Raw genomic sequence first — 23,105 nt, 5'->3', positions numbered from 1 at the left:
TCTATTAGAATTTAAAGGTGATAGGCACTTTTAGAGATGACTTTCGATGCCAGTCGCATGCCCCACTTCACCGGGGCAGGAAAACGAATGCCCCCTGCCTCTAAAGCAAGATGGGCGTGATGCGCCTCATCAACAGCCATTTGGCGTAGGATAGCTCGTGAGCGATAATCGCCGGGGGGTAGCGATTTTTGGTGAGCATCAAGATGTTTGCTTGCCTGTTCTTCCGTCGCGGCAACAACCCCCAAACTGATACGATCACTGACTGCCCCAGTCGCTGCACCGATGCCAAACGAGGCTACATAAAAGTGCGGGTTTAAATAGCTGGGTCGGCTTTGTAACTGCACTAAACGCTCATCACACCAGGCCAGATGATCGATCTCTTCCAGTGCAGACTGCTCAACCTGTTGACGCACATGAGGAAGTTTAGCGGTCACGCTCTGCCCCTGGTAAAGCGCTTGGGCACACACTTCACCGGTATGATTAATCCGCATCAAACCCGCCGCGTGGCGGCGCTCTTGATCATCGAGCACGCCATCGACAACACCCACTGCAGGGCTGGTGCGCTGCGATGCGGCCGCGTGAGGCATTAGCGTACGTAAAACAGTATCAAACTGGTGGATGACGCGATCTGAACGACTCTGTTGACGATCCATGGCAACACTCCGTTGTTTGATGACGGGTGACGATAGCGGTCTACTTAGACTAACCAGCAGGCCACGTGAAAGCGCGTCCACCCATTAAATGCATGTGGATATGGTAGACCGTTTGCCCGCCCATTTCGTTGCAGTTCATAACCACACGATAGCCATCTTCAGCAAAGCCCTGCTCACGAGCAAGCTTGGCGGCAGTAAACTGTAGCCGCCCTACCGTCACAAGATCGGTTTCATCGATATCATTGAGTGTAGCGATATGCTTTTTGGGAATGATCAACTGATGCGTCGGCGCCTGAGGGCCAATATCGTTAAACGCCAACACATGCTCATCTTCATAAACGATATCGGCAGGGATTTCGCGCTTGATGATTTTACAAAACAGACAATCCATATAACTCTCCTTACGGCTTTCAGCCAATGCTGACGGTCACGATTAACGGAAGCGCCGCTGCGCCAGTAGATGCCTGACCAGAGGGGCAAGTATGAGCTCCATGGCCAGCGACATCCGCGCGCCGGGTACCACCAAGGTATGCGGGCGGGTCATAAACGAATCTTTGATCATCGCCAGCAGCCAAGGGAAATCAACCGTGGAGGGATCTCGAAAGCGGATGACCACAAACGACTCAGCGTCGGTGGGAATATCCTGCACTTCAAAGGGGTTGGAGGTATCAACAGTAGGCACCCGCTGAAAATTGATGTGGGTGCGCGAGAACTGCGGTTGGATATAACGGACATAGTCATCCATCCGGCCCAGGATAGTGTCAATAACCGCTTCTTGTGAATAACCACGCAGTTTGGTGTCACGGTCGATTTTTTGAATCCACTCCAGATTCATTGTGGGTGCCACGCCTACCAAAAGATCCACATGGCGGGCAATATCATACTCTTCAGTCACCAGCCCGCCGTGCAGCCCTTCATAGAACAGCAGGTCGGTTCCACAGGGCAGCGATTGCCACTCGGTGAACGTCCCCACCCGGTAGCCCGCTTCAATTTTCTGCTTATCTTCGGCGTGGATATAGTGCCGAAAGGTACCTGAACCGTGTTCGCCATACTCGCTAAACAAGCCTTCCAGGCGGTCCAGTAAGTTAGCCTCTACTGCAAAATGAGAAAGCTCATCTTTGCGCTCGGGCTCCTCCCGGAAGATACGGTGCAAATCATCGCGGGTGTAGCGGTGAAAGGCATCGCCATCAACCACGGCTGCATGCACATCTTCACGCAGAAACATCCGCTCAAAACTGCGCCGAACGGTGGTCGTGCCCGCCCCAGAAGAGCCGGTGACCGCAATGATCGGATACTCCCGTGACATCAGCCGCTCCTCGCATGTGCAAGCGCTTGTTTAACCTGCTCAGGCACCTCAACAGGACGACCCGTAGCAAGATCAATCAGCAGTTGATTAACCCGTGCTGTCGCGACAACCTGCTGGGAATCTGCCTGATAAATGCGCTGATAAACTGTCAACGCTGTACCTTGAGGCTCAGGCACGGCAGTCGCAATGATCAAAGCGTCGGGCCAGCGTGCTTCACTTTGATACGTTATCGCAAGGTCGGCGACGACCGATGGATGCCCGTGCATGTCCCATTCAGGCAGATCCAGCGCCGCAAAGGCCTGAATACGCGCCTCGTGGAGCAGCGATACCACCGCATCGTGCCCCAAGTGGCGGCCGTAGTTCATATCGGTTACCCGCACTGTCAGAGAGTGACGATGAATGACCGCTTCAGCGGGAAAGTCCAGCTTGACACGCTCCATGCCTTTTCCTCGTCAGTGAAGTAGGGAACCTCGGTTTAAACGGCGTATGCATTCAGAGCTAGCTCAGCATCAGGCTTACTTACCTCTCGCGAGCAATCGCTCTGAACGCGATATCACGTCGACACTCAACGCCTTCCCAGTGAATCGCGTGAACGCCTTGGTACGCTTGCTGCTGCGCTTCTGAAACGCTATCACCTAACGCTGTTACGCACAGCACACGACCGCCTGCCGTGGTGATTTCACCCTTGGCATTTTGCGCTGTGCCCGCGTGAAACACTTTGCAACCCGTCTGTTCAGCGTCTGCTAAGCCGTGGATAACATCGCCTTTGCGATAGCTGCCAGGGTAGCCCCCAGCAGCCAATACCACGCCTACCGCCGCACGCGAATCCCATTCGCAACGCTGCCCGGCCAATCGGCCTTCGGCACCCGCCAAGCAAAGCTCCGCCAGGTCAGAAAGCAAGCGCAGCATAATCGGCTGGGTTTCAGGGTCACCGAAGCGGCAGTTGTACTCAATAACGCGAGGGTTACCGGCGCCATCAATCATTAAGCCTGCATACAGGAACCCCGTATAGGCATTGCCCTCGGCAGCCATGCCACGCACGGTGGGCAGAATAACCTGCTCCATAATGCGCGCATCAACCTCAGGGGTAACCACCGGTGCTGGCGAATAAGCCCCCATACCACCCGTATTCGGGCCGGTATCACCATCGTAGGCACGTTTATGGTCTTGGCTAGTCGCCATAGGCACGACATTCTCACCGTCCACCATGACAATAAAGCTCGCCTCTTCACCCTCTAGGAACTCTTCAATCACCACCCGAGCGCCTGCATCGCCAAACGCATTGGCTTCCAGCATATCGCGTATAGCGGCCTCTGCTTCGGCCTCGCTAAGGGCTACGATGACGCCTTTACCCGCAGCCAGTCCATCCGCCTTGATCACTATCGGCGCACCCATTTTTTGCAGATAGGCCAGCGCGGGGGGTACCTCAGTAAAGGTTTGATAGTCCGCTGAAGGGATTTCATGACGAGCCAGGAAATCCTTGGTAAAGGATTTGGAACCTTCCAACTGGGCAGCCGCCTGCGTAGGGCCAAAAATTGTTAACCCTGCTGCTTGAAAACGATCGACCACACCGTCTACTAAAGGCGCCTCAGGGCCTACCACGGTAAGGCCAATCTGCTCATCACGGGCAAAGGCGATCAGACCTTCTAAATCGGTTGCCGCAATCGCCACATTGGTTAACTTAGGCTCCGTGGCGGTGCCTGCGTTTCCAGGCGCGACAAATACTTGTTCAACCTGTTTAGATTGCGCTAATTTCCAAGCCAGGGCGTGCTCACGACCACCGCCGCCTATCATCAAAACCTTCATGTGCATCCTTCTCAAACGGGAGAGCTTTATCGGCGGCATTATGCCACAGCGCAGCGGCGAGTGGGGTCAGGAGGTAGGTTTGTTATCATCGTCGGTGTCGCGGTTATCGCTCTCAGTCTGCGTTGTATCTTCTGACTCATCGGCTTGACCGGGCTGGTTCAGCGTGTTTTGCCAAAAGCGCATATTTTCTTCAGCTAACTCGCGCATAAATTCCAACGGCGTGTTACGCATCGCCTGCTTCCACTGACTTTGCAAACGTTTTTGCTGCTCTAACATCAGTTGAGTGCCCTGTTCTAGGTAGCGCGACAGCGGCAACGGTGATGTCATGTCGTAAACGCGGATTAATTGCGCCAGCAGGTCGTTAGAAAACACTTCTGCTTCGCTGTCCGCTTGCTCCTGCTCGATAATAATAGAGAGCAAAATAGTACGCGTCAGATCTTCCCTGCTTTTGGCATCTTCTACCCGAAATGGCTCTTCTTCGATAATTAAACGGCGCAGGTCTTCCAGCGTTACATAACGACTTTGCTGCGTATCGTACAACCTACGGTTAGCATACTTGCGAATCACGCGCACGGCGCATCTCCTTAAACGCGATAGGGGCTTTTGTTCCCGTTACTGGTATTGTGCCTGCACCACGCGTCCATGCAAGCCACCTTAATAGTTTAGCAAGACGCACTGCGCCTGTTCTGTGACCAATAGACCCTCATTATGAATTTGATTTTGCTTGATCCTAGCGATCTTACCGCCGACGGCCACGTCTACATCACCGACCCACGTCGCCTGACCCATTTGCGCGATGTCCATCGCTCGACCCCCGGCGACCTGCTAACCGTTGGTGTACAGGGTGGTAACATGGGTAAAGCGCTGCTGAAGGAACTGACGCCGGAACGCGCCTATTTCCAACTGGAAGCCCTTGATGAGCCACCGCCGCCGCCACTTCCCGTTCACTTGGTGCTAGCACTCCCCCGCCCACGGATGCTAGCGCGCACGTTGGAGCATGTAACGGCGCTGGGTGTGAAAGAGATCACCTTACTGCATACCAAGCGGGTAGAAAAAAGCTACTGGCAGTCACCCGAGTTACGCGCTGAGAAAATTCATCAACACCTACTATTAGGCCTGGAACAAGCACGCGATACACAGCTACCTACTGTCACGCTGAGCAAAGGCTTTCGTCCATTTCTGGAGCAGCAACTACCTGACTTACTGGGCAACCGACGCGGATTGGTAGCCCACCCTGGCATGCCTGATCCCTGCCCAAGAAATATCAGCGAACCTACCTTGTTATTAGTAGGGCCAGAGGGAGGGTTTATAGCGTGGGAAGTCGAGCAGTTGCTGGCGGCGGGTTGTGAGGGCATGCACCTTGGTCCGCGCATTCTACGCGTCGAAACAGCCGTGACCGCACTGCTGTCACGGCTGTTTTAACTTAGCAAATGCCAGTGTAAGTGGTTAAGATTGATCATCTTCTGGGTCGTGGGGCACAACGGTCGCGTTTTCCCCACAGTCAGGATCTTGCAAGAAGGTTTCACGCACATCTAGCATGCCAAGGTGGCTAATCGTACGGCGGCCCAGCAGTAGCGGGTAGTTCATCTCTTCGCGGTCGCGCAGACTGAATTGCTCTTCATAAATAGTGTCGCCCATACAGACTTCCAGCAGCACCACAGGGCGCTCGTCGCGGCCGCCGGCTCCGCGCACTGCTAATTCTCGATAGAGCGGACGCTCAATTTGATCACTGAAGACCTCACCACTCGCCTGATCTTCAAGCTTTAAACGAAAGCGTACCCACTCTTCATCATCTTGCTCAAACAGCTCAATATCCCGCGCATCCAGCGAGGAGGTTAAGGCGCCGCTATCGAGCTTGGCCTTCACCTCAATATCCCAGGGCTGCAGGGTTGCTTTTTCAACCCAGCCAAATACTTGATCGTCATCGGCCATTGCCACGGAGGCAGAGAGCAAGCCTCCCATCAACACACTGCCTAGTAACTTTTCTAGTAACTTTTTGCCCATTAATTGCATAACATCATCCTTGGTAAATTCGATTTAACCTGATCACTCTAAATGACTGCGTAACTGCTCAAGCAGTGCTTGCGTCGCAAAGCCATCCGGTATTAACCCTTGATCTCGCTGGAAGTTCCGCAACCCCTGGCGTGTATTGGGCCCCATTACGCCATCCGCGCCGCCCACGGAGTAACCAACGCGGTTTAGGCCCCGCTGAAGCTCTTGAACATCGTCACGGGTAAGCGGTTGCTGATCCCGCGGCCAGGCATGCTGTATCCCATCACGCCCGGCGATCGCATCACCCAAAGTTGCAACAGCCAACGCATAACTGGTCGCATTGTTATAGCGTAAAATGGCGCGGAAATTTGCGCCTGCTAGGAAGGCAGGACCATCAGCGCCAGCGGGAATAACCATGGCCGCACTATCAAAGTCTGGCAACTCGCCCTGCCGCGCCTCTACGCCTTGAGAACGCCATTCGGCGCTGCTGCGTCGCTCGGTCTGGGCATAATCAAAGCCTTCTGGCAAACGCACCTCGACTCCCCACGGCTGACCGGCCTGCCAGCCAGCCCGGTCAAGATAGTTAGCCGTTGATGCCATAACGTCGGGGATACTGCCCCAGATATCGCGACGGCCATCGCCATCGCCGTCCACGGCATAGGCTTCAAAACTGCTGGGGATAAACTGGGTATGGCCCATCGCCCCTGCCCAAGAGCCTTTCATCTGCTCGGCGGCGATATCCCCTTCATCGATAATACGCAAGGCAGCGAGTAGTTCCCCGCGAGCGAAGTCACGACGTCGGCCGTCATAAGCCAGTGTGGCAAGGGATTCCAAGGTCGAGAAATCGCCGAAATTACTGCCGTAGTTGCTCTCGATTCCCCAGATAGCGACGATAATTTCGGCAGGGATGCCAAAGCGCTGCTGCATCTGCAGCGCGGTATCCCGGTGGGCCGCGAACTTCTCCCTCCCGGTATTAACCCGTGTAGAAGACACCGCAGTATCAAGGTACTCCCAGATAGCGCGGACAAATTCGGGCTGATAACCGTCGAGCTCGATAACCCGCTCGCGAAAGCGTACGCCATCCAGTGCACTGCTCAGGGTTGCTTCGCTGATTCCCTGATTGGCGGCATACTGACGAAACTCCTGAAGCCACTGCTGAAAGCTTGCATAACTAACCTCAGTAGCGGCCTGAGTATCTACTTCTGTCATCAATTGAGAGTCGGCGAGCGCAACACTGCCTGCAAAAGGAGTGCTTAACGCGGCAATGAACGAGGCACATACTAAAGGGCGGAATGGTCGCCCAGCAGAGAAATTACGAGACATCATTTATATCCTTAGGCAGTCCTTGGCATGCCTGGGATGATGGCCTAGAAAAGTCGTAGATGCCAGCCTTCACGGCTGGTCATCAATGAAGGTTACTTTGTAACGATAGTCAATATAGGCGGCTTGGCTGTTGTAACCGCTTCTTGGTAAGGAATTAACCATTGCGCCCACTGTTCGGGTTCAACATAAGGCGCCTTAAACGCGAGAGCATTGACACGCCATGGTTGGTGGCGTGCTAAACCAGGGGGGAAATTTTCGAGCGGTTTCAACCAGTGTGCAACATACAGCCCTTGTGGGTCGTAATGGCCTGCCTGCTTAAGCACATTAAAATAGCGATCCTGTCGTGGATCCCGCCCTACCCCGGCAATATAACGCCAATTACCCCAGTTACTGGCAACATCGTAATCAACCAAGCAGTGCTCAAACCATAAAGCGCCTAATCGCCAATCCACTTTTAAGTCTTTCACCAAAAAGCTGGCCACGTTTTGCCGGGCGCGATTGGATAACCAGCCAGTGTGGCGCAGCTCTAACATCGCGGCATCGACAAACGGCAGCCCGGTGGTAGCATTTCGCCAGGCATCAAAAGCGGCACAGGGCGTGGCTGGTTGACGAGAGCCAAACATCTTCGCCCCTTCCAGCTCAGCGACACGGATAAAATACTCCCTCCACAGTAGCTCAAAGGTAATCCAATAACTCGACTCAGTGCTGCCGTGCTCCGCTTCCCACGCCTTCACCGTTGCATACACTTGGCGCGCCGATAGACAGCCGCGGGCGAGCCAGGGGGAAACGCGAGTTGAAAAATTCGCGCCCAGTAAGCCATTGCGGGTTTTCTTATACGTCTCTGCGCCCTGTTGACGCCAAATGTAATCGTTAAGGCGCATATGTGCCGCCGATTCACCGCCCCGATACGCATAACCCTGACGGCTATCGGGCTGCCAAGTGGCGCTCTGTTCACAAACGGCTTTTAGGGGTGGAAACCCTCTGGGGGCTTCAGGCCAGGGGGGCAGCGTTACCGGTGCGCAGCGATTCTCAGGCACCGTACATTCTTGCTCTACGCTGCGCCTGAAAGCAGAAAAGCTTTCGGGTAATGCCGCCTGCTCGAAAGGCAGTGCGTGGCGTTCAAAAAGACGTCCACTTTCCATACACGTAACGGTTGTTTCACTAGGCAGCGCTTCTACAACCGCTTGGATATGAGCATTTTCTTCAACCCCAGGATGCTCGGCAACGCGTATTTGTCGGGCATTAAGCGAGGCAGACAACTCGATGACAACGTTACTCGGCTTACCAATGCGTACCAACAAGTCACTGCCGCGTTGTAAAAGCTCACCGCGCAATTCCATCAAACTTTGCCATAAAAAGCGTAATCGGGCTGGCCCGATTCGCGGCGTCGATTCGCCCTCTATAAGAGGCGCCAACCACTGCTCATCCACGACAAAGAGACAAAGCAGGTAGCTAGGACGAGCGGTAAAGTGAAAAAGAGGATTATCCGCAATACGCAGGTCGTCTTGCAGCCAGACAATATCGATCGTGCTGTTCATGCTTGTGCCTCCTTGGGGTGCTTTGATGCCAAGCGCTTTGACTGCTTAGCACTACGACGGCAGCGTTCGCTGCAGTAGCACACCTCGTCCCAGCAGCGCGCCCATTTTTTCCGCCAAAAGAAAGGACGCTCGCATTGAACGCAGGTTTTTTGCGACAAATGTTGTTTGCGGTGCATTGAACATTACTCACGCGCAGCATGTAGGACGCCTCAAAACATAGACACATTATCCTATACGGTATAATTATTGTACATGCTAAGTTTTTACCAGTGTGTATAAAAATAACGGGGTTTATTAAACAGAGGATATGAAAAAGCCACCGCGGGTGGCTCAATGGCGGTTATTCACTGGCGGTGACAGGATTGGTGCCGTCAGCTTTAATCGGGGTCTGTTTCCCTTGGCTGGCGCTTGGCATTTTCCTGCGTTTCCAGGCCACTTTTTAATTCGTGGGTCAATGGGTCGTAGTTAGGGCGCAATTCATCTTTGACCGTTCCACTCCAAAGCTTGGAACCGACAAAGTAACCAGCTCGCCCAATAACATGGGCCGCTACGGGTGCGGTCATCAAAATAAACACAATAATGGCAAACGAACGGGCCACAATGCCTACTTCTGCAAAGTGCATAGCGGCAGCCAGCATAACCAAAATCACGCCTAACGCCGCCGCTTTGGTGGTCGCGTGCATCCGTGTTAGCAAATCAGGCAACCGCAGCAGGCCTACCGAGGCAAGCAGTATAAATAGCGCGCCCGCGATGATGAGCGTGCCTTTTATGAAATCAATCATCCCGAGGGCCTCCCCTTTCCAAAAAGCGTGCAAACGCTATCGCCGCCAAGAACCCCATCAAGGCAATCACAATGGCGGCATCCAGGAAGCTGGCAACATCCGACTTGATCGCATACACCCCAACCAACCCAACAACAGTGGTTGAAAAAAGCTCCAATGCGACCACGCGGTCGGGCAGACTCGGGCCACGAACGACACGAACAAAGGTCAGGATAAGCGCCAGGCTCATGATGACTTGGCTGATCAGAATAACCGTATCCATTAGCGAAACAGCTCCAGGGCCCGGTGCTCCATCTCTTTTAAATTACGCCGCAACTCCTCTTCATTGTCTAAAAACATCGCATGGATATACAACACCTTACGGTCATCAGACACATCCAGGCTAAGCGTTCCCGGCGTTAATGAAATCAGATTGGCCACCATGGTAATTTCCATTTCGGTGTGGGCGGAAAGCGGCATAGCGATAACCCCCGGCTTCATATGCCAAGGTGGCGTCACGATATCGAAAGCGACACGTAAGTTGGCCTGAATGAGTTCTTTTAGAAAAAAGCCGATAAAACCGATCAAGCGCGGCACGCGAGCAGGATAACCTTTCAGGGCATCCAGCTGAGGCTCAATTAGCACCAGAGTGATATAGCCGAAGATTAAGCCGACAAGGAGATTCAGCCCACTGAAATCACCGCTCAACAGTACCCAGGCTAATCCTAACAGCAGGTTCCAAATAGCACCGGTCATGGCAACTCCTCCCCGGCGTCAGCCTTAGGTTCTTCATCGTTGGCGGCAGCTGAATCCAGCAGCACATCTTCGGCACTGGCTGAAGCGCCCAGCACTGCTTCAATATACCCGCGAGGCTCAAGCAACTGATCACCAATGCCGGTCATTACCCACATAATCGGTTCGGCAAACACACCAATCAGTAACGATGACAGAGCCAGCACCATTACTGGCAAATACATCATCCACAGACTTGGCTTTAACAGCCGCCCATCGTCACCGGTCGGCGTGGCCGTTTCGGGTACCAGATTATCTTCCGGTAGCGATTTCCAGAATATTTCATTCCAAATTTTGACCATGGAGTAGAGCGTCATTAGCCCCACCGCCAGCGCAATACCAGTGGCCACATAGGCCTCAACTTCCAGACCCGCGCGAACAATCACAAACTTGGCAAAAAAACCTGATAGCGGCGGCACACCGGCCAACGAGAAGGCAGAGATAAAGAAAGCAATGGCTAACCAAGGACGCTCACGATAAAGCCCCCCCATTTTTTTAAGCTGGTACGTGCCCTGCAAACGATGGGTAATACCGCTAATCAAGAACAGATTGGTCTTCACCACCATATTATGCACGATGGCAAACACACCCCCGGCAATCGCCAATGGTGTATAAAGCGCCAAACCTAAGATCATATAGCCAATTTGGCTGACAATATGAAACGACAGAATGCGCCTGAACTCATACTGGGCCGCCGCCCCCAGCACGCCCGTTACCATGGTAAATACTGCGCCCCAGAGCATAATGTCCTGAAGATAGCCCATGGTTTGATCGAATATCAGCGTGAAAACACGGAACATCGCATAAACGCCGACCTTAGTGAGTAGCCCGGCAAATAGCGCTGAAACAGCGACTGGTGGCGTGTGATAAGACGCAGGTAACCAAAAGAACAGCGGGAAGGCCGCCGCCTTGATCCCGAACGCCACCATAAACATGACCGCTAACACTTCGACCATGCCAGTGTGCTCCGCCTCATCCATGCGCAGCGCAATGTCAGCCATGTTGAGCGTTCCCACCATCCCATAAAGCAGCCCCACCGCCGTTAGGAAGATCACCGACGCTAACAGGTTCAGCGTGACATACTTAATCGCCCCCTCCATCTGGGCGCGCTCGCCGCCCAGAATCAGCAGCGCAAACGAGGCCACCAGCATTACTTCAAACCACACATAAAGATTGAAGATATCGCCGGTCAAAAATGCACCGGTTACCCCGGCAAGCAACAGGTGCATCAAGGGGTAATAGCCAAATTTTTCATGGCCACGGCCAGTGGTTGCCAATGAGTAAATCCCCATTGCCAAGCCGATAATCGCGGTCATCAAGACCATGACGGCACTGAGCAGGTCGGCGATTAAGGTGATCCCAAACGGGGCTGGCCAGCTGCCCATCTGCATCGTTACGTAGCCATCTGACAACGTCGATACAAACAGCCACAGGCTGACTATCAGCAGCGCGACATTGCCAGCCACCGCCATGAATCGCTGCATGGGTCGCGAGCGCCAAAACAGCAACGAGATAGCCCCTGACAACAAGGGCAGGAGGACGGGAAGAGCAACTTCAGGCCTCACGTATCAGTATCCTTCATCTTATCGAGATCATCGGCCTTAACGACTTCATAGGCACGTCGAATCAATACCACTGCAAACGCCAGTACCCCGAAGGCAATCACGATCGCTGTTAGCACAACCGCTTGGGGCAAAGGGTCAGCTACGCCGCTAGGCGGCTGCATCATACCTTCCGCAATCAGCGGCGGGGCACCACGGGTCATGCCCGCCGTGGTGAAAATCAGCAAATTGGCAGCGTTGGAAAGCAGCATCAAACCAATCACCAGTTTGACGATAGAGCGACGCAGCATCATAAAAATGGCCGTCGCATACAGCAGACCAATTGCCACTGCCATCAATGGTTCCATGCGGTGCCTCCTGTGAATTCAGGGTTCATCCTTATCCACCTCCATCAGCGTCATGACCATGCCCGTCACGGAGCCCAGCACGGCAAAGTAAACGCCGATATCAAAAATCAGCGGCGTGGAGGCTTTAAAATCAATCACCGGAATAGTCCACCACTGGGCAGTCAAAAAAGGCTGACCCATAAACCAAGCGGGCACCACCGAGATCATCCCCAGCAGCAGGCCGATGCCTATCAGGTCACGGGGATCAACCATCCGCAGCACTTCTTTGGTCGCGCTCACCCCAAAGGCAAATAGGTAAAGCGTAAAGGCCCCAGCGGCTACCAAACCGGCAATAAAACCACCGCCCGGCTCATCGTGCCCCCTGAGCAGCAGAAAAACAGAAAACAGCAATTGCAGCGGCATCAACAGCCGTGCCGCCGTATTGAGAATAATCGTGCCTGACTTAACCATCGTAAGGCTCCTTGGTGGTCACTTTACTGCTCTCCCCGCTCTTGCCATTGCTGTTCTCTCCATGACGCAGCTTAAGCATGGCAATTACACCAATCGCTGCGAGTGCCAGCACGAACATCTCACCCAGGGTGTCCAGAGCGCGATAATCAACCAAAATAACGTTGACGATATTGCGGCCGTAAGCCAGCGGAGCACTGTTCTCAATCATGTACGTCGAAATCGGTTCAAACTGCTGAATACTCCACGCAGTCATAATCAATAAGCAGATCAAAATGCCCATCATCGCGGCTACCACACCATCTCTTATGCGCTCTAGACTGGTGGAAAGATTTGAAAACCTCGGCAGCCGAAACAGCACCAGCACCAATAAAATCACCGTTAAAGTTTCCACCAGTAACTGAGTAATCGCTAAGTCCGGCGCGCTGAAAAGAATAAAAATTAACGCAATAGAGAAACCCATTACCCCAACCGACACGACGGCCCCAAGGCGCGAGCGAGTCGTTGTGGCAAATAGAGCGCCCATTGCCATCGTGCCCGCCACCACCACCTCGTGGAAACGGACATCAAGATCAAAAGCGAATATTGGCGAATGGCGTAACAAGATTGAATTCCCAATCAGCGCAATAAGCGTGATCAACATCACCAGAATGTAGTTACGCATATAGCCGTTTTGCAGCAGCCGTGTTTGCCACTCAGAGAACTGCACAATGCCGTTCATCATGCTTTCATAGCCCGCTTCGGGACCATGGCGCATGATCGGAGCCAGTAATGAAAGCTTGGCTCGCACACTATCCCAACGCTTAAACAGCAAAAAGCCAACGCCCAGGCTGATGATCGACATTATCAACGCCACATTGATGCCGTACCAAAGTGACAGTGTCACCTCCATCGTTTCTCCAGAAACAGAAGTGGCAGCTGACGTTAATAAGGCATTAGCGCCTAGCAAGGCTGGCATTAAGCCCAACAGTAGCGACCCTACTGCCAGTAACGCAGGGCCCACTAACATGCTTAGCGGCGCTTCATGAGGCTCAAGGGGGGTATGGTGACGCTTACCATAAAAGGGCCGTAACGCAATGATAAAGGCCACCGCGATGGTCAAAATGGAAGCGACAAAAGCGAATAATACCAACAGCATACGGAAGCTACCGGCGCCTAGCACAGACTCAAGCATTAGCTCCTTACCGATAAAGCCAAACAGCGGCGGAACCCCTGCAAGTGAAAGCGCCGCTACCAATGCGATCATCGCCGTTACTGGCATTAACGAGCGCAGCCCGCCCATCTGCGTCACGTCTTTGGTACCGGTTTCATGATCAAGAATACCGGCGACCATAAACAGCGCGCCCTTGTACAGGGAGTGCGCTAGCAGAAAAGTGACAAAAGCGGTCATCGCATATTCAGTGCCAATACCCAACAACATTGTCAGCGTACCCAACGCCATGATGGTCGAGTAAGCGAGCAGCTTTTTGATATTCGTATGGTGAATCGCTAGGAACGCGCCGGTCAGCATTGTCGTCGCCCCAACAACGGACAAAATACCGACCCACATCGCCGTTCCACCAAGCTCTGGGTGTAAGCGAGCCAGTAGATAAATGCCCGCTTTCACCATCGTGGCGGAGTGAAGGTAGGCAGAGACCGGCGTAGGTGCGGCCATGGCGTTGGGCAGCCAGAAGTGGAACGGAAACTGAGCCGATTTGGTAAACGCCCCAAGCAGCAAACAGATCAGCATGGGTGTGTAGAGTGCATGCTCACGCAGGTCGGCTTCCTGGCTAAGGATCTCCGCCAGCGACCAGCTATCGCTCGCAATCCCCAACAATACCAGGCCCGCCATTAATGCTAAGCCACCGGCCACCGTGACGAACAGGCCCTGACGGGCAGACTTACGTGCTTCAATATCGGCGTGATTAAAACCGATCAGTAAATAGGAGGTAATACTGGTCAGTTCCCAGAAAATAAACAGTGTAAATAGCCCGTCCGCTAACACCAGCCCTAGCATTGAGACCATAAAGGCGACGAGTGCAATATGAAAACGTGCGATATCGGGATGATCTTTTAAGTAACCACCGGCATACACCAGCACGCAGGCGCCCATGACGGTGATCAATAGCCCAAATAGAAGTGACAAACCATCCAGCAGGAAAGTAAGGCTGATACCCAGGGAAGGCACCCACTGCCACTCCAACAGCAAGCTGCCGTTCTCAATGATTTCAGGGGCTTGTAGTAACAGCCAGGCCGCTAACCCTGCTGGGAAAAGCGCCAGTACAAGACTGGTGCGATGCCCAAACCAACGATGCAGTAGCGGTGACGACGCGGCCAGCAAAAACCCCATTAAAACGGCAAGTTGCATCTGGCGAAATCTCCTGAAAAATGAAAGGCTCACCTTGGAGGTTGAGGCGAATACCCAGGCATCATGCCCTGTCACTGGCATGCCAGCGTTGAAGTAGTGTGATTCTAAAGTTGTACACCTTATAACAGATGGTTTTGACTGACCAGTCAAACGCTTAAACGCAAACAGCCGCTGGCGAACAAAAACTCGTCTGCGGCTGTTGTCAAGAAATGACTATAGCAAATAAGGTGTTACACGTTAGGCAATAGACAACCAACCCGCTAATTCATTATTGATAACTCTTAGTAGCGCTTCGATATGGTCGTCGCGATCATTCAGGCAAGGAATGTAGCTAAACGTCTCTCCGCCCGCTTCCATAAAGCTATCGCGAATCTCCTCTTCGATCTCTTCCAGGGTTTCGACACAATCTGACGAGAAAGCCGGCGACATAATCGCAATATGTTTATGCCCCTGCTTGGCAAGCTCCGCTACATGCTTGACGGTTTGCGGGCCAACCCACTTTTCAGGGCCAAACTGTGACTGGAAGGCGGTATCGACCTCCTCTTTGCTGAAACCAAGCTTCTCACGCAGCAAACGAGTGGTTTTCTGGCACTGGCAGTGGTAAGGGTCTCCCTCCATCAAGTAACGCTCGGGCACCCCATGGTAGCTCGCGACAAGCTTGGTGGGCCGGGTCGCAAAACCGTCATAGGCTTCTTGTACCGAGTTAGCCAACGCCTGAACATAGGCAGGATGGTCGAAATACGCGGGCACTGTGCGAATGTATGGCTGCCACTTCATTTTCATCAACGTACGAAATGCTTCGTCGTTAGCCGTTGCCGTTGTAGGAGAACCGTACTGAGGGTAGAGGGGGAAAAAGACGATTTTTTCACAGCCCTTCTCTTTCATTCGGGTCAACACGCTTTTAGTAGAAGGGTTGCCATAGCGCATGCAAAAATCGACTTCGACATCGTCACCATAGAGTGCTTTCAGCCGCGCCGTCATTTTTTCGGTTTGAGCCCGGGTCGTGGTTAACAACGGACTCTCATTTTTTTCGTTATTCCAAATACTACGATACGCCTTACCCGACGAAAAAGGACGCTTAGTCAAAATAATCAACTGCAGCAGTGGCTGCCATTTCCAACCGGCATAGTCGACCACGCGCTTATCGGACAGGAACTCATTCAAGTAGCGACGCATTGACCAGTAGTCGGTGGCATCCGGTGTTCCCAAGTTCGCGAGCACAACACCGACCTTGGCACGCGGCACCGACGGGTGATCACTAGGTGCATGGGCCAACCGACCCTCGGCCGGTTGATCCTTGACGACATTTTCGGTCATTACACTTGCTCCTGGAAAATAACGGTGTCACTGATCACTAATACAATTTATGAATACCAGAGGGCTAAATCCTATCACTTTTCGGCAAAGCGGCGGCATAAAGTTATACTATTGACATCATTTGTATAACTACAGGCCAACTCATGTCTAAGCCTCTGCTTCTAGTACTCGGCGACCAGCTCTCTTTTTCACTCACAACGCTGCAAGAAGCCCCCACCAATGCGGTCGTTGCTCTGTGCGAAGTCGCTGAAGAAGCACGCTATGTGCCTCATCATATTCACAAAATCGCCCTTTTTTTGGCCGCCATGCGTCACTTTGCCCAGGCACTGCGTGATAAGGGTTTCCAAGTCCATTACAGCGCCCTGGATGATGCCGATAATTGCCACTCCCTCATTGAGGAAGCCGAGCGTATAGCCGCACAGTATGGCTGCGACGAGATACGCGTTGCGCGGCCTGGAGAGTGGCGGCTGTGGAAGACGATGCACCAGCGTGAAGACGCCACGATTCCCTGGCGGCTTCTTGAAGATGAGCGTTTTTTTACGACGCCCAGCGATTTTAGCCAGTGGGCAAGTGGCCGCAAACAGTTAAGACTTGAGTATTTTTACCGTGAACAGCGCAAGCGGACCGGATTCCTGATGGAGGGCGATGAGCCTGCTGGCGGCAAGTGGAATTTTGATCACGATAATCGCCAGCCCATCAAGTCAGCGCTTGAGTTTCCTGAGCTGCCACAACACCGCCAAGACAAGCTTACCCAAGACGCTCTGGCCGATGCGGAACGCCACTTTAGTGATCATATGGGCACACTGACGAACTTTAACCTTCCGGTGACCCGTAAGCAGGCATTAGTGGATCTTAAGCACTTTATGCAGCATGGATTGGCTCAGTTTGGCCGCTATCAGGATGCCATCAGCGATTCCGCACCCTATTTGTATCACTCGCGACTCTCTGCCGCGATGAACATCGGCCTACTGTCTCCTCATGAGGTTTGCGAAGCCGCAGAGCAGTGTTATTACACCGGTGAAGCCCCGATTAATGCGGTTGAAGGATTTATCCGTCAAATTCTTGGCTGGCGCGAATACGTGCGCGGGCTCTACTGGACACAGATGCCCAGCTACAAAAGCGCCAACCCACTAGGCTTTAAGCGCGAACTACCAGCCTTTTATTGGGACGCAGACACCGATATGCGGTGCCTAAATCGCGCCGTTCAAATGACCATCGACAATAGTTACGCCCATCATATTCAACGGCTAATGGTCACTGGCAACTTTGCCCTCCTCTGTGGCGTCAAACCGGAAGCTCTGTGCGATTGGTACTTAGCGGTTTATGCCGATGCCAGCGAGTGGGTGGAACTGCCTAATACCTTGGGCATGGTACTCCATGCCGATGGTGGCTTAATGGGCTCCAAGCCCTACTGTGCCTCGGGTAAATATATCGACAAAATGTCAGATCACTGCCAGCACTGCCGCTACTCGCCAAAACAGGTCATCGGCCCCAACGCCTGCCCTTTCAATAGCCTTTACTGGCATTTCCTTGAAGCCAATGCGGAGCGATTAAATAAAAACCCACGCATGAAGCTAATCTACGGCTCCCTGAGGCGCATGACCGATGAGAAGCGTGAAGCTATTCGCCAGCAGGCTGAAAACTTTTTATCACAACTGGAGACATCACCAGGCTACGGGCAATCCTGCCACACGGCAGGCTATGCAATATCCACAACCGAACGCCAATAAGGAATAACAATGAGCCGCTACTCACCACTGAAGGCATCGCTCCCTGTTACGCTGTTTCATGACGGCCACTGCCCTTTTTGTCAGCAAGAAGTGGCATGGCTTAAAAAGCATCGTCACCAGGAACGCATCGCACTGGTAGATATCCAGGCCAGTGACTTTAACGCTCAGGCGTACGGGCAGGAATTTAATGCGATGATGGGCCAACTACATCTACAAGATAGCCAAGGAGAGTGGTATATCGGGATGGATGCCAGCCGTGCCCTCTATGCAGTGTTGGGCTACCGGCGACTGGTGAAGATTTCATGCTTACCGGGTGTACGCGGCGTGATGAATGCCGGTTACCGTTATTTTGCCCGTCGTCGAATACGAATCGGGCGGTGGTGGGAAAAGCGTAAAGCTAAGAGTTAACGATTTATACGTGAAGCGTTTGGGTTAGCGCGTAAACTTAAAATACTAACGGCATACGCGATGTAAGCGGCTCGCTGTAATGAGCGTCACGACCAATTACTTCATCGTGCGGCACGTGCTGTACTAAGTAAGCGCGGTGAATGCCAGCCCGTTTGAGTTCCATATAGGCATCATCCAGCGAGCGAAATAGCATTGGCTTAGAACGCTGCATCAGCATATGGCGCTCGCCTTCAACATCTTCCAGCTCAACCTGATAAAAACGGCTACCCGAATGGGTAATCACGCGAATTTCAAAGTTGTCGTGGCTGGCGACAAACTGCTTAAGATCCTTCAGTTCCATGGTTCCCTCCTGTTATTTGTCTATGTCATCAAGTATGGCATCAGGGCACAGCATGACTGCACCCTATGACGTTCCTGTTGCCCTGTTGTTGCAGTGTTGTGACATCCATTAAAAGATAGACTCACAATAGTGGGTTATTCAACAACTGATTTCTTAACCACTAATTTTCAACTGCATTCGAGGGCAATAGCGCAAGAGAGTTCCTGACCGAAGCGTCAAGAAGTCGTTATTTTACTGGTATTCAGAAGGGTCGATGGCTTTGCCAAGTGAATTACGGTCAATCCAGTTGCCGCCTTTGGTCTCTTTGTAGCGAAACACGACCTTATCCCCCACCTTAACGGGCAGCTCTCCATCTTCGGTTTGATAGCTGTACTTTTCTCCCTCCACGACCAAATGGTAGCGATAAAGATCTGGCATACCTAACCACTCTTTGAAAGGCCCTTCACGCTCAAGTGCTTCAAGCTCACCGCGACCTTCTAGCTTAGGAAGACGCTGCCGATTACCGCGCCGAAATCCACCTGCCATTTGCTACTCCCGTTTATTTGCATATCATGGGTGGGGCATTATACGAGCTCGCTCCCCATCCTCAAGTGACTCATCACAAAGCTGGCTTTGAAGCCGGTCTTCCCAAACCAGCCTGTAAAAACCTAGTCGCCGAATGCTTGACCGTAGCTATCCGGGGCCAAATCCTCGAAGCGGGTATATTTACCGATAAACGCCATGTGAACGGTGCCGATCGGGCCGTTACGCTGCTTACCAATAATTAACTCCGCGATACCTTGGTTATCGGGGTTATCTGGATTATAGACTTCATCGCGATAAACGAAGGCAATGACGTCCGCGTCCTGCTCAATGGCGCCCGACTCACGCAAATCCGACATGACTGGCCGTTTATTCGGACGCTGCTCCAACGAGCGGTTCAACTGGGAAAGTGCCACGACTGGACAATTAAACTCTTTCGCCAAGCCCTTCAACGAGCGCGAGATTTCAGAAATTTCACCGGTACGGTTTTCATTGAAGCCGGGGATCTGCATTAACTGAAGGTAATCGATCATCACCAGTGCAATATTGCCATGCTCACGCACCACCCGACGCAACCGTGAGCGCATCTCATTTGGCGATAAGGCCGCGGTATCATCGATAAACAGCTGTTTGTCTTTGAGCAGATTGACGGCGGAGGTTAAGCGCGGCCAATCCTCATCTTCCAACTGCCCGGTACGTACGCGGGTTTGGTCAATCCTACCCAGCGATGAGAGCATCCTCAGCATCAGGGATTCGGCGGGCATCTCCATAGAGAAGACCATGACCGGCTTGTCGCTGGAAATAACCGCATGCTCAACCAGGTTCATCGCGAAGGTGGTTTTACCCATGGAGGGACGACCTGCAATCACCACCATATCCGACGGCTGGAGACCAGTGGTCATCTCATCCAAGTCACGGAAACCGGTGGAAAGCCCGGTCATTTCACCTTTCAGGTTAAACAGCTCATCAATGCGATCAACGGCTTTGGTCAGCAAATCGCTCATACCGATAGGACCGCCGGTTTTAGGACGCTCCTCGGCAATCTGGAACACTAACCGTTCCGCTTCATTGAGCAATTCATCCGCCGGACGCCCTTGAGGGGAAAAAGCGCTATCGGCGATTTGGTTAGCAGCCCGGATCAATTTACGCAGCGTTGCCCGCTCACGCACGATATCGGCGTAGGCGCGAATATTACTGGCAGAGGGCGTGTTACGCGCAAGCTCGGCTAAAAACGCTAACCCACCGACCGTATCCAAGTGATCCCGCGCTTCCAGCGCTTCGGAAAGCGTTACCACGTCCAATGGCTGACCGGATTCAGCCAGATGAATCATCACGTTGAACACTAAACGGTGCTCATAACGGTAGAAATCATCCGCCACCAAGCGCTCTGAGACGTTATCCCAGGCTTGGTTATCCAGCATTAGCCCGCCTAATACCGACTGCTCCGCCTCCAGAGAGTGCGGCGGCAGTTTTAGCGCTGCCGTTTCTTTATCAGCAGAAGGCTGGTCCTGCATAGCGAGCTCCTTTAAATACTACAGCGTAGCCAATAATGAAGAGGGGTATCTTAGCCGGAGCGAGGACGTTCGACCACCGACATCACAGCCAATCTAGACATTGTCTGAAAAACGCCAAACCGTAATAGACCAGGCGGATTTATGACACTATCCAGCACTACCGTCTTGCAGCACAGGCGTCAGAAATAACAAAAGGCGCGGGTTTCCCCGCGCCTTTTGAGGCGTTCGTGCCAGTACAGTGAGTGACCAAGCACTAAATACTTACTTGGCACTTATCTCGTACTTAAGTAGCACTTACTTAATTACTCTGCAACTACTACTACACGTACAGTCGTATTCACTTCAGCGTGCAAGTGAATAGCAATGTCGTATTCGCCAGTTTGGCGAATCGGCCCTGTCGGCATACGCACTTCGCTCTTGGCAATATCGATGCCAGCAGAGGAAATGGCGTCAGCCAGGTCACGCGGACCAATAGAACCGAACAGCTTGCCTTCGTCGCCTGCTTTGGAAACCAAAGACAGCTCGATGTCGTTTAGCTGCTCAGCGCGCACTTCGGCTTCTGCCTTGCGCTCAGCGGCTTGCGCTTCGAGCTCAGCACGCTGTGCTTCAAACGCTTCGATGTTGTCTTTGGTGGCCGGTACGGCTAAGCCGTAAGGCACCAAGTAGTTACGACCATAACCAGGCTTCACGGTGACTTTGTCACCCAGGCCGCCCAGCTTACCAATGTTGTCGAGCAGAATGACTTCCATCTCGTAAACCTCTTGTCAGTTGCTGCGGGCAAGGCGTGCGCGAACGTTCGCGAATGTATCAATCAGCCCCAACAGCAGCACAATGAGAATCGTGGGCCAGGTCGTGATTAGCAGCACATAAAATGCTACCAGCCACAGCCCGTTCATCCCCTTTATTCCAATAAACCCATGCACTAACGCAACGCCAGCTACCAACAGCGGAATCCAACCAAGCATCGCCAGCGCGTGTGCGCCCAGCAGCATGCCTATCACTCCAATGACGACCAATACGGCCAGCTCTTTGGGTGTTAAGCGTAGTGCATGAAACTCTTCGCGAAAGCCACCTGGGTTATACAACCCAGCTTGCCAACTACGCGCAAGCGCTAAACACACTATTGCTGCCAACAGTACGACGAGCCCAGTCACCCCACCCACCACTAACGCGGCGATGGTTTGGGTATCGTAGCCCTGATTGGCGAATTCCGTGAGCATGCGGTCCACTTCTTCTGAACCTTCCCGCAACTGCTCAAGCATTAACTCTGTGCCGCCTGGTGGGCTGAAGATGCCAAGCTGAACCATGACAGCGGCGACCAACGTCCCCACAATCAACGTTTCACCCCAACGCATCCTCTCGCGCAGGATAACGGCCATCAGCGTTACCAGCAGTATGCTAGCAAGCGGAATGACGTCTCCCTGTGCCCACCACCAGCCAGCCGGCAGTGCTGCAGCGATAATGACTGGCAGCGCAGGTGCAAAACCTTTGCGTAGCGTCATCAACGCGGCGATGGCTGCCCCTAACCAGAACAGCCAAGGCACTAGCGTTGCCAGGGCCGCCCCGCCTGCTGCGTAAGGCGTGCCCCGCATTAGCCATCGGGCTAGTGCCAGCATCACGTTAAACGCTTACTGGTGGCTATCGGAGTAGGGCAGCAGTGCCAGATAACGCGAGCGCTTGATAGCAGTCGCCAACTGACGCTGATAGCGTGCTTTGGTGCCGGTAATACGGCTTGGAACGATCTTGCCGGTTTCGGTGATGTAAGCCTTCAGCGTGTCCAGATCTTTGTAATCGATCTGCTTGATGCCTTCAGCGGTGAAGCGGCAAAACTTACGGCGACGGAAAAAACGTGCCATGGACTAGCTCCTTAAAACGTGCAGTGAATAAAATCAGGCAGTTTCTTCTTCTTCAGCGCGCGGTTTTTCTTCGCGACGCGGACGTTTTTCTTCTGCCGGCTTCATCATCGGGGAAGCTTCAGTAACCGCTTCTTTGCAGCGAACAACCAGGCTGCGGATAATGGCGTCGTTGTAACGGAAGATATTCTCGATTTCATCGAGAGTTTCGCCGTTACATTCGACATTCATCAGCACGTAGTGGGCTTTGTGGATCTTGTTGATCGGGTAAGCCAAGTGACGACGACCCCAATCTTCTAGACGGTGCACAGTGCCGCTGTTTTCAGTAACGATGCTGGTGTAGCGCTCAACCATCGCCGGCACCTGCTCGCTTTGATCCGGGTGGACCATAAACACGATTTCGTAATGACGCATAGGATCTCCTTGCGGTTTGACAGCTTCCGTTGTGTGCTACTGCTAAAGGCAGTAAACGACGACAAGGAAGCAAGGAGTTAACTGAAGTGCTCCGCCACCGCATTAAACGGCTACCGGGGCATCAAACAGAACT

Annotated in this window: 28 protein-coding genes; 3 read left to right on the top strand and 25 right to left on the bottom strand. The window is 53.0% G+C overall.

All coding sequences use genetic code 11. From position 1 onward, the window contains the following. Positions 1 to 11: 11 nt before the first annotated feature. The 6 genes from coq7 to phaR all read right to left on the bottom strand — a co-directional run bounded on the left by coq7 (position 12) and on the right by phaR (position 4,338). Positions 12 to 653 (bottom strand): 2-polyprenyl-3-methyl-6-methoxy-1,4-benzoquinone monooxygenase, encoded by a 642-nt coding sequence (coq7, locus tag CXF87_RS19295; RefSeq protein ID WP_101147822.1) that lies wholly within the window; start codon positions 651 to 653, stop codon positions 12 to 14. Between the two features lie 49 nt (positions 654 to 702). Continuing rightward, a complete protein-coding gene (locus CXF87_RS19290; RefSeq protein WP_008959626.1) occupies positions 703 to 1,044 on the bottom strand; it encodes a histidine triad nucleotide-binding protein in 342 nt (113 codons plus the stop codon). Positions 1,045 to 1,086: 42 nt separating this feature from the next. Further along, positions 1,087 to 1,959, bottom strand: coding sequence for a phosphoribulokinase (locus CXF87_RS19285; protein WP_008959627.1), 873 nt, complete (start codon positions 1,957 to 1,959; stop codon positions 1,087 to 1,089). Further along, on the bottom strand, positions 1,959 to 2,399 hold the full coding sequence (locus tag CXF87_RS19280; RefSeq protein ID WP_101147821.1) for an acyl-CoA thioesterase: 441 nt from the start codon (positions 2,397 to 2,399) through the stop codon (positions 1,959 to 1,961). The genes CXF87_RS19285 and CXF87_RS19280 overlap by 1 nt, the downstream gene beginning before the upstream one ends. Positions 2,400 to 2,478: 79 nt before the next feature. Beyond that, positions 2,479 to 3,765, bottom strand: coding sequence for a phosphoribosylamine--glycine ligase (purD, locus tag CXF87_RS19275; protein WP_101147819.1), 1,287 nt, complete (start codon positions 3,763 to 3,765; stop codon positions 2,479 to 2,481). Positions 3,766 to 3,831: 66 nt separating this feature from the next. Then, complete coding sequence (gene phaR / locus CXF87_RS19270) at positions 3,832 to 4,338, bottom strand: polyhydroxyalkanoate synthesis repressor PhaR (RefSeq protein ID WP_101147817.1); 507 nt, start codon at positions 4,336 to 4,338, stop codon at positions 3,832 to 3,834. 135 nt (positions 4,339 to 4,473) lie between these two features. Between phaR and CXF87_RS19265 the strand changes: the two genes are divergently transcribed. Further along, positions 4,474 to 5,187, top strand: a complete 714-nt coding sequence (locus tag CXF87_RS19265) for a 16S rRNA (uracil(1498)-N(3))-methyltransferase (RefSeq protein WP_101147816.1) — start codon at positions 4,474 to 4,476, stop codon at positions 5,185 to 5,187. 24 nt (positions 5,188 to 5,211) lie between these two features. Here the strand turns inward: CXF87_RS19265 and rloA3 are convergent, their stop codons facing one another. The 12 genes from rloA3 to hemH all read right to left on the bottom strand — a co-directional run bounded on the left by rloA3 (position 5,212) and on the right by hemH (position 16,191). After that, positions 5,212 to 5,778, bottom strand: coding sequence for a retropepsin-like aspartic peptidase RloA3 (gene rloA3, locus CXF87_RS19260; RefSeq protein WP_101147814.1), 567 nt, complete (start codon positions 5,776 to 5,778; stop codon positions 5,212 to 5,214). A 33-nt stretch (positions 5,779 to 5,811) separates the two neighbouring features. Then, a complete protein-coding gene (locus tag CXF87_RS19255) occupies positions 5,812 to 7,080 on the bottom strand; it encodes a lytic murein transglycosylase (protein ID WP_101147813.1) in 1,269 nt (422 codons plus the stop codon). 92 nt (positions 7,081 to 7,172) lie between these two features. Continuing rightward, positions 7,173 to 8,618 carry a DASH family cryptochrome gene (locus tag CXF87_RS19250; RefSeq protein ID WP_101147812.1) on the bottom strand — a complete coding sequence of 482 codons (1,446 nt, stop codon included), beginning with the start codon at positions 8,616 to 8,618 and terminating at the stop codon, positions 7,173 to 7,175. Then, on the bottom strand, positions 8,615 to 8,794 hold the full coding sequence (locus CXF87_RS19245) for a DUF2256 domain-containing protein (protein ID WP_101147810.1): 180 nt from the start codon (positions 8,792 to 8,794) through the stop codon (positions 8,615 to 8,617). The genes CXF87_RS19250 and CXF87_RS19245 overlap by 4 nt, the downstream gene beginning before the upstream one ends. A gap of 201 nt (positions 8,795 to 8,995) precedes the next feature. Continuing rightward, positions 8,996 to 9,400, bottom strand: a complete 405-nt coding sequence (mnhG, locus tag CXF87_RS19240; protein ID WP_008958996.1) for a monovalent cation/H(+) antiporter subunit G — start codon at positions 9,398 to 9,400, stop codon at positions 8,996 to 8,998. Further along, on the bottom strand, positions 9,393 to 9,662 hold the full coding sequence (locus tag CXF87_RS19235) for a monovalent cation/H+ antiporter complex subunit F (RefSeq protein ID WP_008958995.1): 270 nt from the start codon (positions 9,660 to 9,662) through the stop codon (positions 9,393 to 9,395). The genes mnhG and CXF87_RS19235 overlap by 8 nt, the downstream gene beginning before the upstream one ends. Further along, the gene (locus CXF87_RS19230) at positions 9,662 to 10,135 is read right to left on the bottom strand and encodes a Na+/H+ antiporter subunit E (RefSeq protein WP_101147809.1); all 474 of its coding nucleotides are present in this window, start codon (positions 10,133 to 10,135) and stop codon (positions 9,662 to 9,664) included. The genes CXF87_RS19235 and CXF87_RS19230 overlap by 1 nt, the downstream gene beginning before the upstream one ends. Beyond that, entirely contained in the window at positions 10,132 to 11,736 is a 1,605-nt protein-coding gene (locus CXF87_RS19225) for a Na+/H+ antiporter subunit D (protein ID WP_101147808.1), read from the bottom strand. Before CXF87_RS19225 ends, CXF87_RS19230 begins: the two co-directional genes overlap by 4 nt. Beyond that, positions 11,733 to 12,080 (bottom strand): Na+/H+ antiporter subunit C, encoded by a 348-nt coding sequence (locus CXF87_RS19220; RefSeq protein ID WP_008958992.1) that lies wholly within the window; start codon positions 12,078 to 12,080, stop codon positions 11,733 to 11,735. The genes CXF87_RS19225 and CXF87_RS19220 overlap by 4 nt, the downstream gene beginning before the upstream one ends. A gap of 18 nt (positions 12,081 to 12,098) precedes the next feature. Beyond that, positions 12,099 to 12,530: a Na+/H+ antiporter subunit B gene (locus CXF87_RS19215; protein ID WP_008958991.1), complete on the bottom strand. Its 432-nt coding sequence runs from the start codon at positions 12,528 to 12,530 to the stop codon at positions 12,099 to 12,101. Further along, positions 12,523 to 14,874 carry a putative monovalent cation/H+ antiporter subunit A gene (locus CXF87_RS19210; protein WP_101147807.1) on the bottom strand — a complete coding sequence of 784 codons (2,352 nt, stop codon included), beginning with the start codon at positions 14,872 to 14,874 and terminating at the stop codon, positions 12,523 to 12,525. The genes CXF87_RS19215 and CXF87_RS19210 overlap by 8 nt, the downstream gene beginning before the upstream one ends. 237 nt (positions 14,875 to 15,111) lie before the next feature. Next, on the bottom strand, positions 15,112 to 16,191 hold the full coding sequence (hemH, locus tag CXF87_RS19205) for a ferrochelatase (RefSeq protein WP_101147806.1): 1,080 nt from the start codon (positions 16,189 to 16,191) through the stop codon (positions 15,112 to 15,114). Between the two features lie 143 nt (positions 16,192 to 16,334). On the opposite strand from hemH, the gene CXF87_RS19200 reads away from it, so the two are divergent. After that, entirely contained in the window at positions 16,335 to 17,921 is a 1,587-nt protein-coding gene (locus CXF87_RS19200; RefSeq protein WP_008958987.1) for a cryptochrome/photolyase family protein, read from the top strand. A 9-nt stretch (positions 17,922 to 17,930) separates the two neighbouring features. After that, the gene (locus CXF87_RS19195) at positions 17,931 to 18,329 is read left to right on the top strand and encodes a thiol-disulfide oxidoreductase DCC family protein (protein WP_008958986.1); all 399 of its coding nucleotides are present in this window, start codon (positions 17,931 to 17,933) and stop codon (positions 18,327 to 18,329) included. A 37-nt stretch (positions 18,330 to 18,366) separates the two neighbouring features. On the opposite strand, the gene CXF87_RS19190 is transcribed toward CXF87_RS19195, so the two are convergent. The 7 genes from CXF87_RS19190 to rpsF form a co-directional block, all read right to left on the bottom strand. Beyond that, positions 18,367 to 18,669, bottom strand: a complete 303-nt coding sequence (locus CXF87_RS19190; protein WP_008958985.1) for a DUF6482 family protein — start codon at positions 18,667 to 18,669, stop codon at positions 18,367 to 18,369. A 231-nt stretch (positions 18,670 to 18,900) separates the two neighbouring features. Then, entirely contained in the window at positions 18,901 to 19,194 is a 294-nt protein-coding gene (locus CXF87_RS19185; RefSeq protein WP_008958984.1) for a hypothetical protein, read from the bottom strand. Between the two features lie 122 nt (positions 19,195 to 19,316). Then, complete coding sequence (dnaB, locus tag CXF87_RS19180) at positions 19,317 to 20,705, bottom strand: replicative DNA helicase (protein ID WP_008958983.1); 1,389 nt, start codon at positions 20,703 to 20,705, stop codon at positions 19,317 to 19,319. A gap of 302 nt (positions 20,706 to 21,007) precedes the next feature. Continuing rightward, a complete protein-coding gene (gene rplI / locus CXF87_RS19175; RefSeq protein ID WP_008958982.1) occupies positions 21,008 to 21,454 on the bottom strand; it encodes a 50S ribosomal protein L9 in 447 nt (148 codons plus the stop codon). Between the two features lie 15 nt (positions 21,455 to 21,469). Then, a complete protein-coding gene (locus tag CXF87_RS19170; protein WP_008958981.1) occupies positions 21,470 to 22,321 on the bottom strand; it encodes a hypothetical protein in 852 nt (283 codons plus the stop codon). 12 nt (positions 22,322 to 22,333) lie between these two features. Next, a complete protein-coding gene (rpsR, locus tag CXF87_RS19165) occupies positions 22,334 to 22,561 on the bottom strand; it encodes a 30S ribosomal protein S18 (protein WP_008958980.1) in 228 nt (75 codons plus the stop codon). Positions 22,562 to 22,594: 33 nt separating this feature from the next. Then, positions 22,595 to 22,972, bottom strand: coding sequence for a 30S ribosomal protein S6 (gene rpsF / locus CXF87_RS19160; protein ID WP_008958979.1), 378 nt, complete (start codon positions 22,970 to 22,972; stop codon positions 22,595 to 22,597). Positions 22,973 to 23,105: the final 133 nt, after the last annotated feature.

The sequence above is a fragment of the Halomonas sp. MES3-P3E genome (assembly GCF_002836035.1).
Taxonomy (GTDB): Bacteria; Pseudomonadota; Gammaproteobacteria; order Pseudomonadales; family Halomonadaceae; genus Vreelandella; species Vreelandella arctica.
Note: the sequence above shows the minus strand (reverse complement) of the source record. Positions and strands in the feature narration are given on the sequence as shown.

What these genes read in the sequence shown, in the direction of transcription:
- CXF87_RS19215 (WP_008958991.1), bottom strand. Translation starts at nt 12,530, where the DNA reads ATGGTTAAGTCAGGCACGATTATTCTCAATACGGCGGCACGGCTGTTG.
- CXF87_RS19185 (WP_008958984.1), bottom strand. Translation starts at nt 19,194, where the DNA reads ATGGCAGGTGGATTTCGGCGCGGTAATCGGCAGCGTCTTCCTAAGCTA.
- mnhG (WP_008958996.1), bottom strand. Translation starts at nt 9,400, where the DNA reads ATGATTGATTTCATAAAAGGCACGCTCATCATCGCGGGCGCGCTATTT.
- CXF87_RS19250 (WP_101147812.1), bottom strand. Translation starts at nt 8,618, where the DNA reads ATGAACAGCACGATCGATATTGTCTGGCTGCAAGACGACCTGCGTATT.
- CXF87_RS19245 (WP_101147810.1), bottom strand. Translation starts at nt 8,794, where the DNA reads ATGCACCGCAAACAACATTTGTCGCAAAAAACCTGCGTTCAATGCGAG.
- CXF87_RS19210 (WP_101147807.1), bottom strand. Translation starts at nt 14,874, where the DNA reads ATGCAACTTGCCGTTTTAATGGGGTTTTTGCTGGCCGCGTCGTCACCG.
- CXF87_RS19170 (WP_008958981.1), bottom strand. Translation starts at nt 22,321, where the DNA reads ATGCTGGCACTAGCCCGATGGCTAATGCGGGGCACGCCTTACGCAGCA.
- CXF87_RS19255 (WP_101147813.1), bottom strand. Translation starts at nt 7,080, where the DNA reads ATGTCTCGTAATTTCTCTGCTGGGCGACCATTCCGCCCTTTAGTATGT.
- CXF87_RS19235 (WP_008958995.1), bottom strand. Translation starts at nt 9,662, where the DNA reads ATGGATACGGTTATTCTGATCAGCCAAGTCATCATGAGCCTGGCGCTT.
- rpsR (WP_008958980.1), bottom strand. Translation starts at nt 22,561, where the DNA reads ATGGCACGTTTTTTCCGTCGCCGTAAGTTTTGCCGCTTCACCGCTGAA.
- coq7 (WP_101147822.1), bottom strand. Translation starts at nt 653, where the DNA reads ATGGATCGTCAACAGAGTCGTTCAGATCGCGTCATCCACCAGTTTGAT.
- CXF87_RS19230 (WP_101147809.1), bottom strand. Translation starts at nt 10,135, where the DNA reads ATGACCGGTGCTATTTGGAACCTGCTGTTAGGATTAGCCTGGGTACTG.
- CXF87_RS19280 (WP_101147821.1), bottom strand. Translation starts at nt 2,399, where the DNA reads ATGGAGCGTGTCAAGCTGGACTTTCCCGCTGAAGCGGTCATTCATCGT.
- CXF87_RS19290 (WP_008959626.1), bottom strand. Translation starts at nt 1,044, where the DNA reads ATGGATTGTCTGTTTTGTAAAATCATCAAGCGCGAAATCCCTGCCGAT.
- CXF87_RS19190 (WP_008958985.1), bottom strand. Translation starts at nt 18,669, where the DNA reads ATGGAACTGAAGGATCTTAAGCAGTTTGTCGCCAGCCACGACAACTTT.
- rloA3 (WP_101147814.1), bottom strand. Translation starts at nt 5,778, where the DNA reads ATGCAATTAATGGGCAAAAAGTTACTAGAAAAGTTACTAGGCAGTGTG.
- hemH (WP_101147806.1), bottom strand. Translation starts at nt 16,191, where the DNA reads ATGACCGAAAATGTCGTCAAGGATCAACCGGCCGAGGGTCGGTTGGCC.
- rpsF (WP_008958979.1), bottom strand. Translation starts at nt 22,972, where the DNA reads ATGCGTCATTACGAAATCGTGTTTATGGTCCACCCGGATCAAAGCGAG.
- CXF87_RS19265 (WP_101147816.1), top strand. Translation starts at nt 4,474, where the DNA reads ATGAATTTGATTTTGCTTGATCCTAGCGATCTTACCGCCGACGGCCAC.
- CXF87_RS19220 (WP_008958992.1), bottom strand. Translation starts at nt 12,080, where the DNA reads ATGGAACCATTGATGGCAGTGGCAATTGGTCTGCTGTATGCGACGGCC.
- CXF87_RS19200 (WP_008958987.1), top strand. Translation starts at nt 16,335, where the DNA reads ATGTCTAAGCCTCTGCTTCTAGTACTCGGCGACCAGCTCTCTTTTTCA.
- CXF87_RS19285 (WP_008959627.1), bottom strand. Translation starts at nt 1,959, where the DNA reads ATGTCACGGGAGTATCCGATCATTGCGGTCACCGGCTCTTCTGGGGCG.
- purD (WP_101147819.1), bottom strand. Translation starts at nt 3,765, where the DNA reads ATGAAGGTTTTGATGATAGGCGGCGGTGGTCGTGAGCACGCCCTGGCT.
- CXF87_RS19195 (WP_008958986.1), top strand. Translation starts at nt 17,931, where the DNA reads ATGAGCCGCTACTCACCACTGAAGGCATCGCTCCCTGTTACGCTGTTT.
- rplI (WP_008958982.1), bottom strand. Translation starts at nt 21,454, where the DNA reads ATGGAAGTCATTCTGCTCGACAACATTGGTAAGCTGGGCGGCCTGGGT.
- dnaB (WP_008958983.1), bottom strand. Translation starts at nt 20,705, where the DNA reads ATGCAGGACCAGCCTTCTGCTGATAAAGAAACGGCAGCGCTAAAACTG.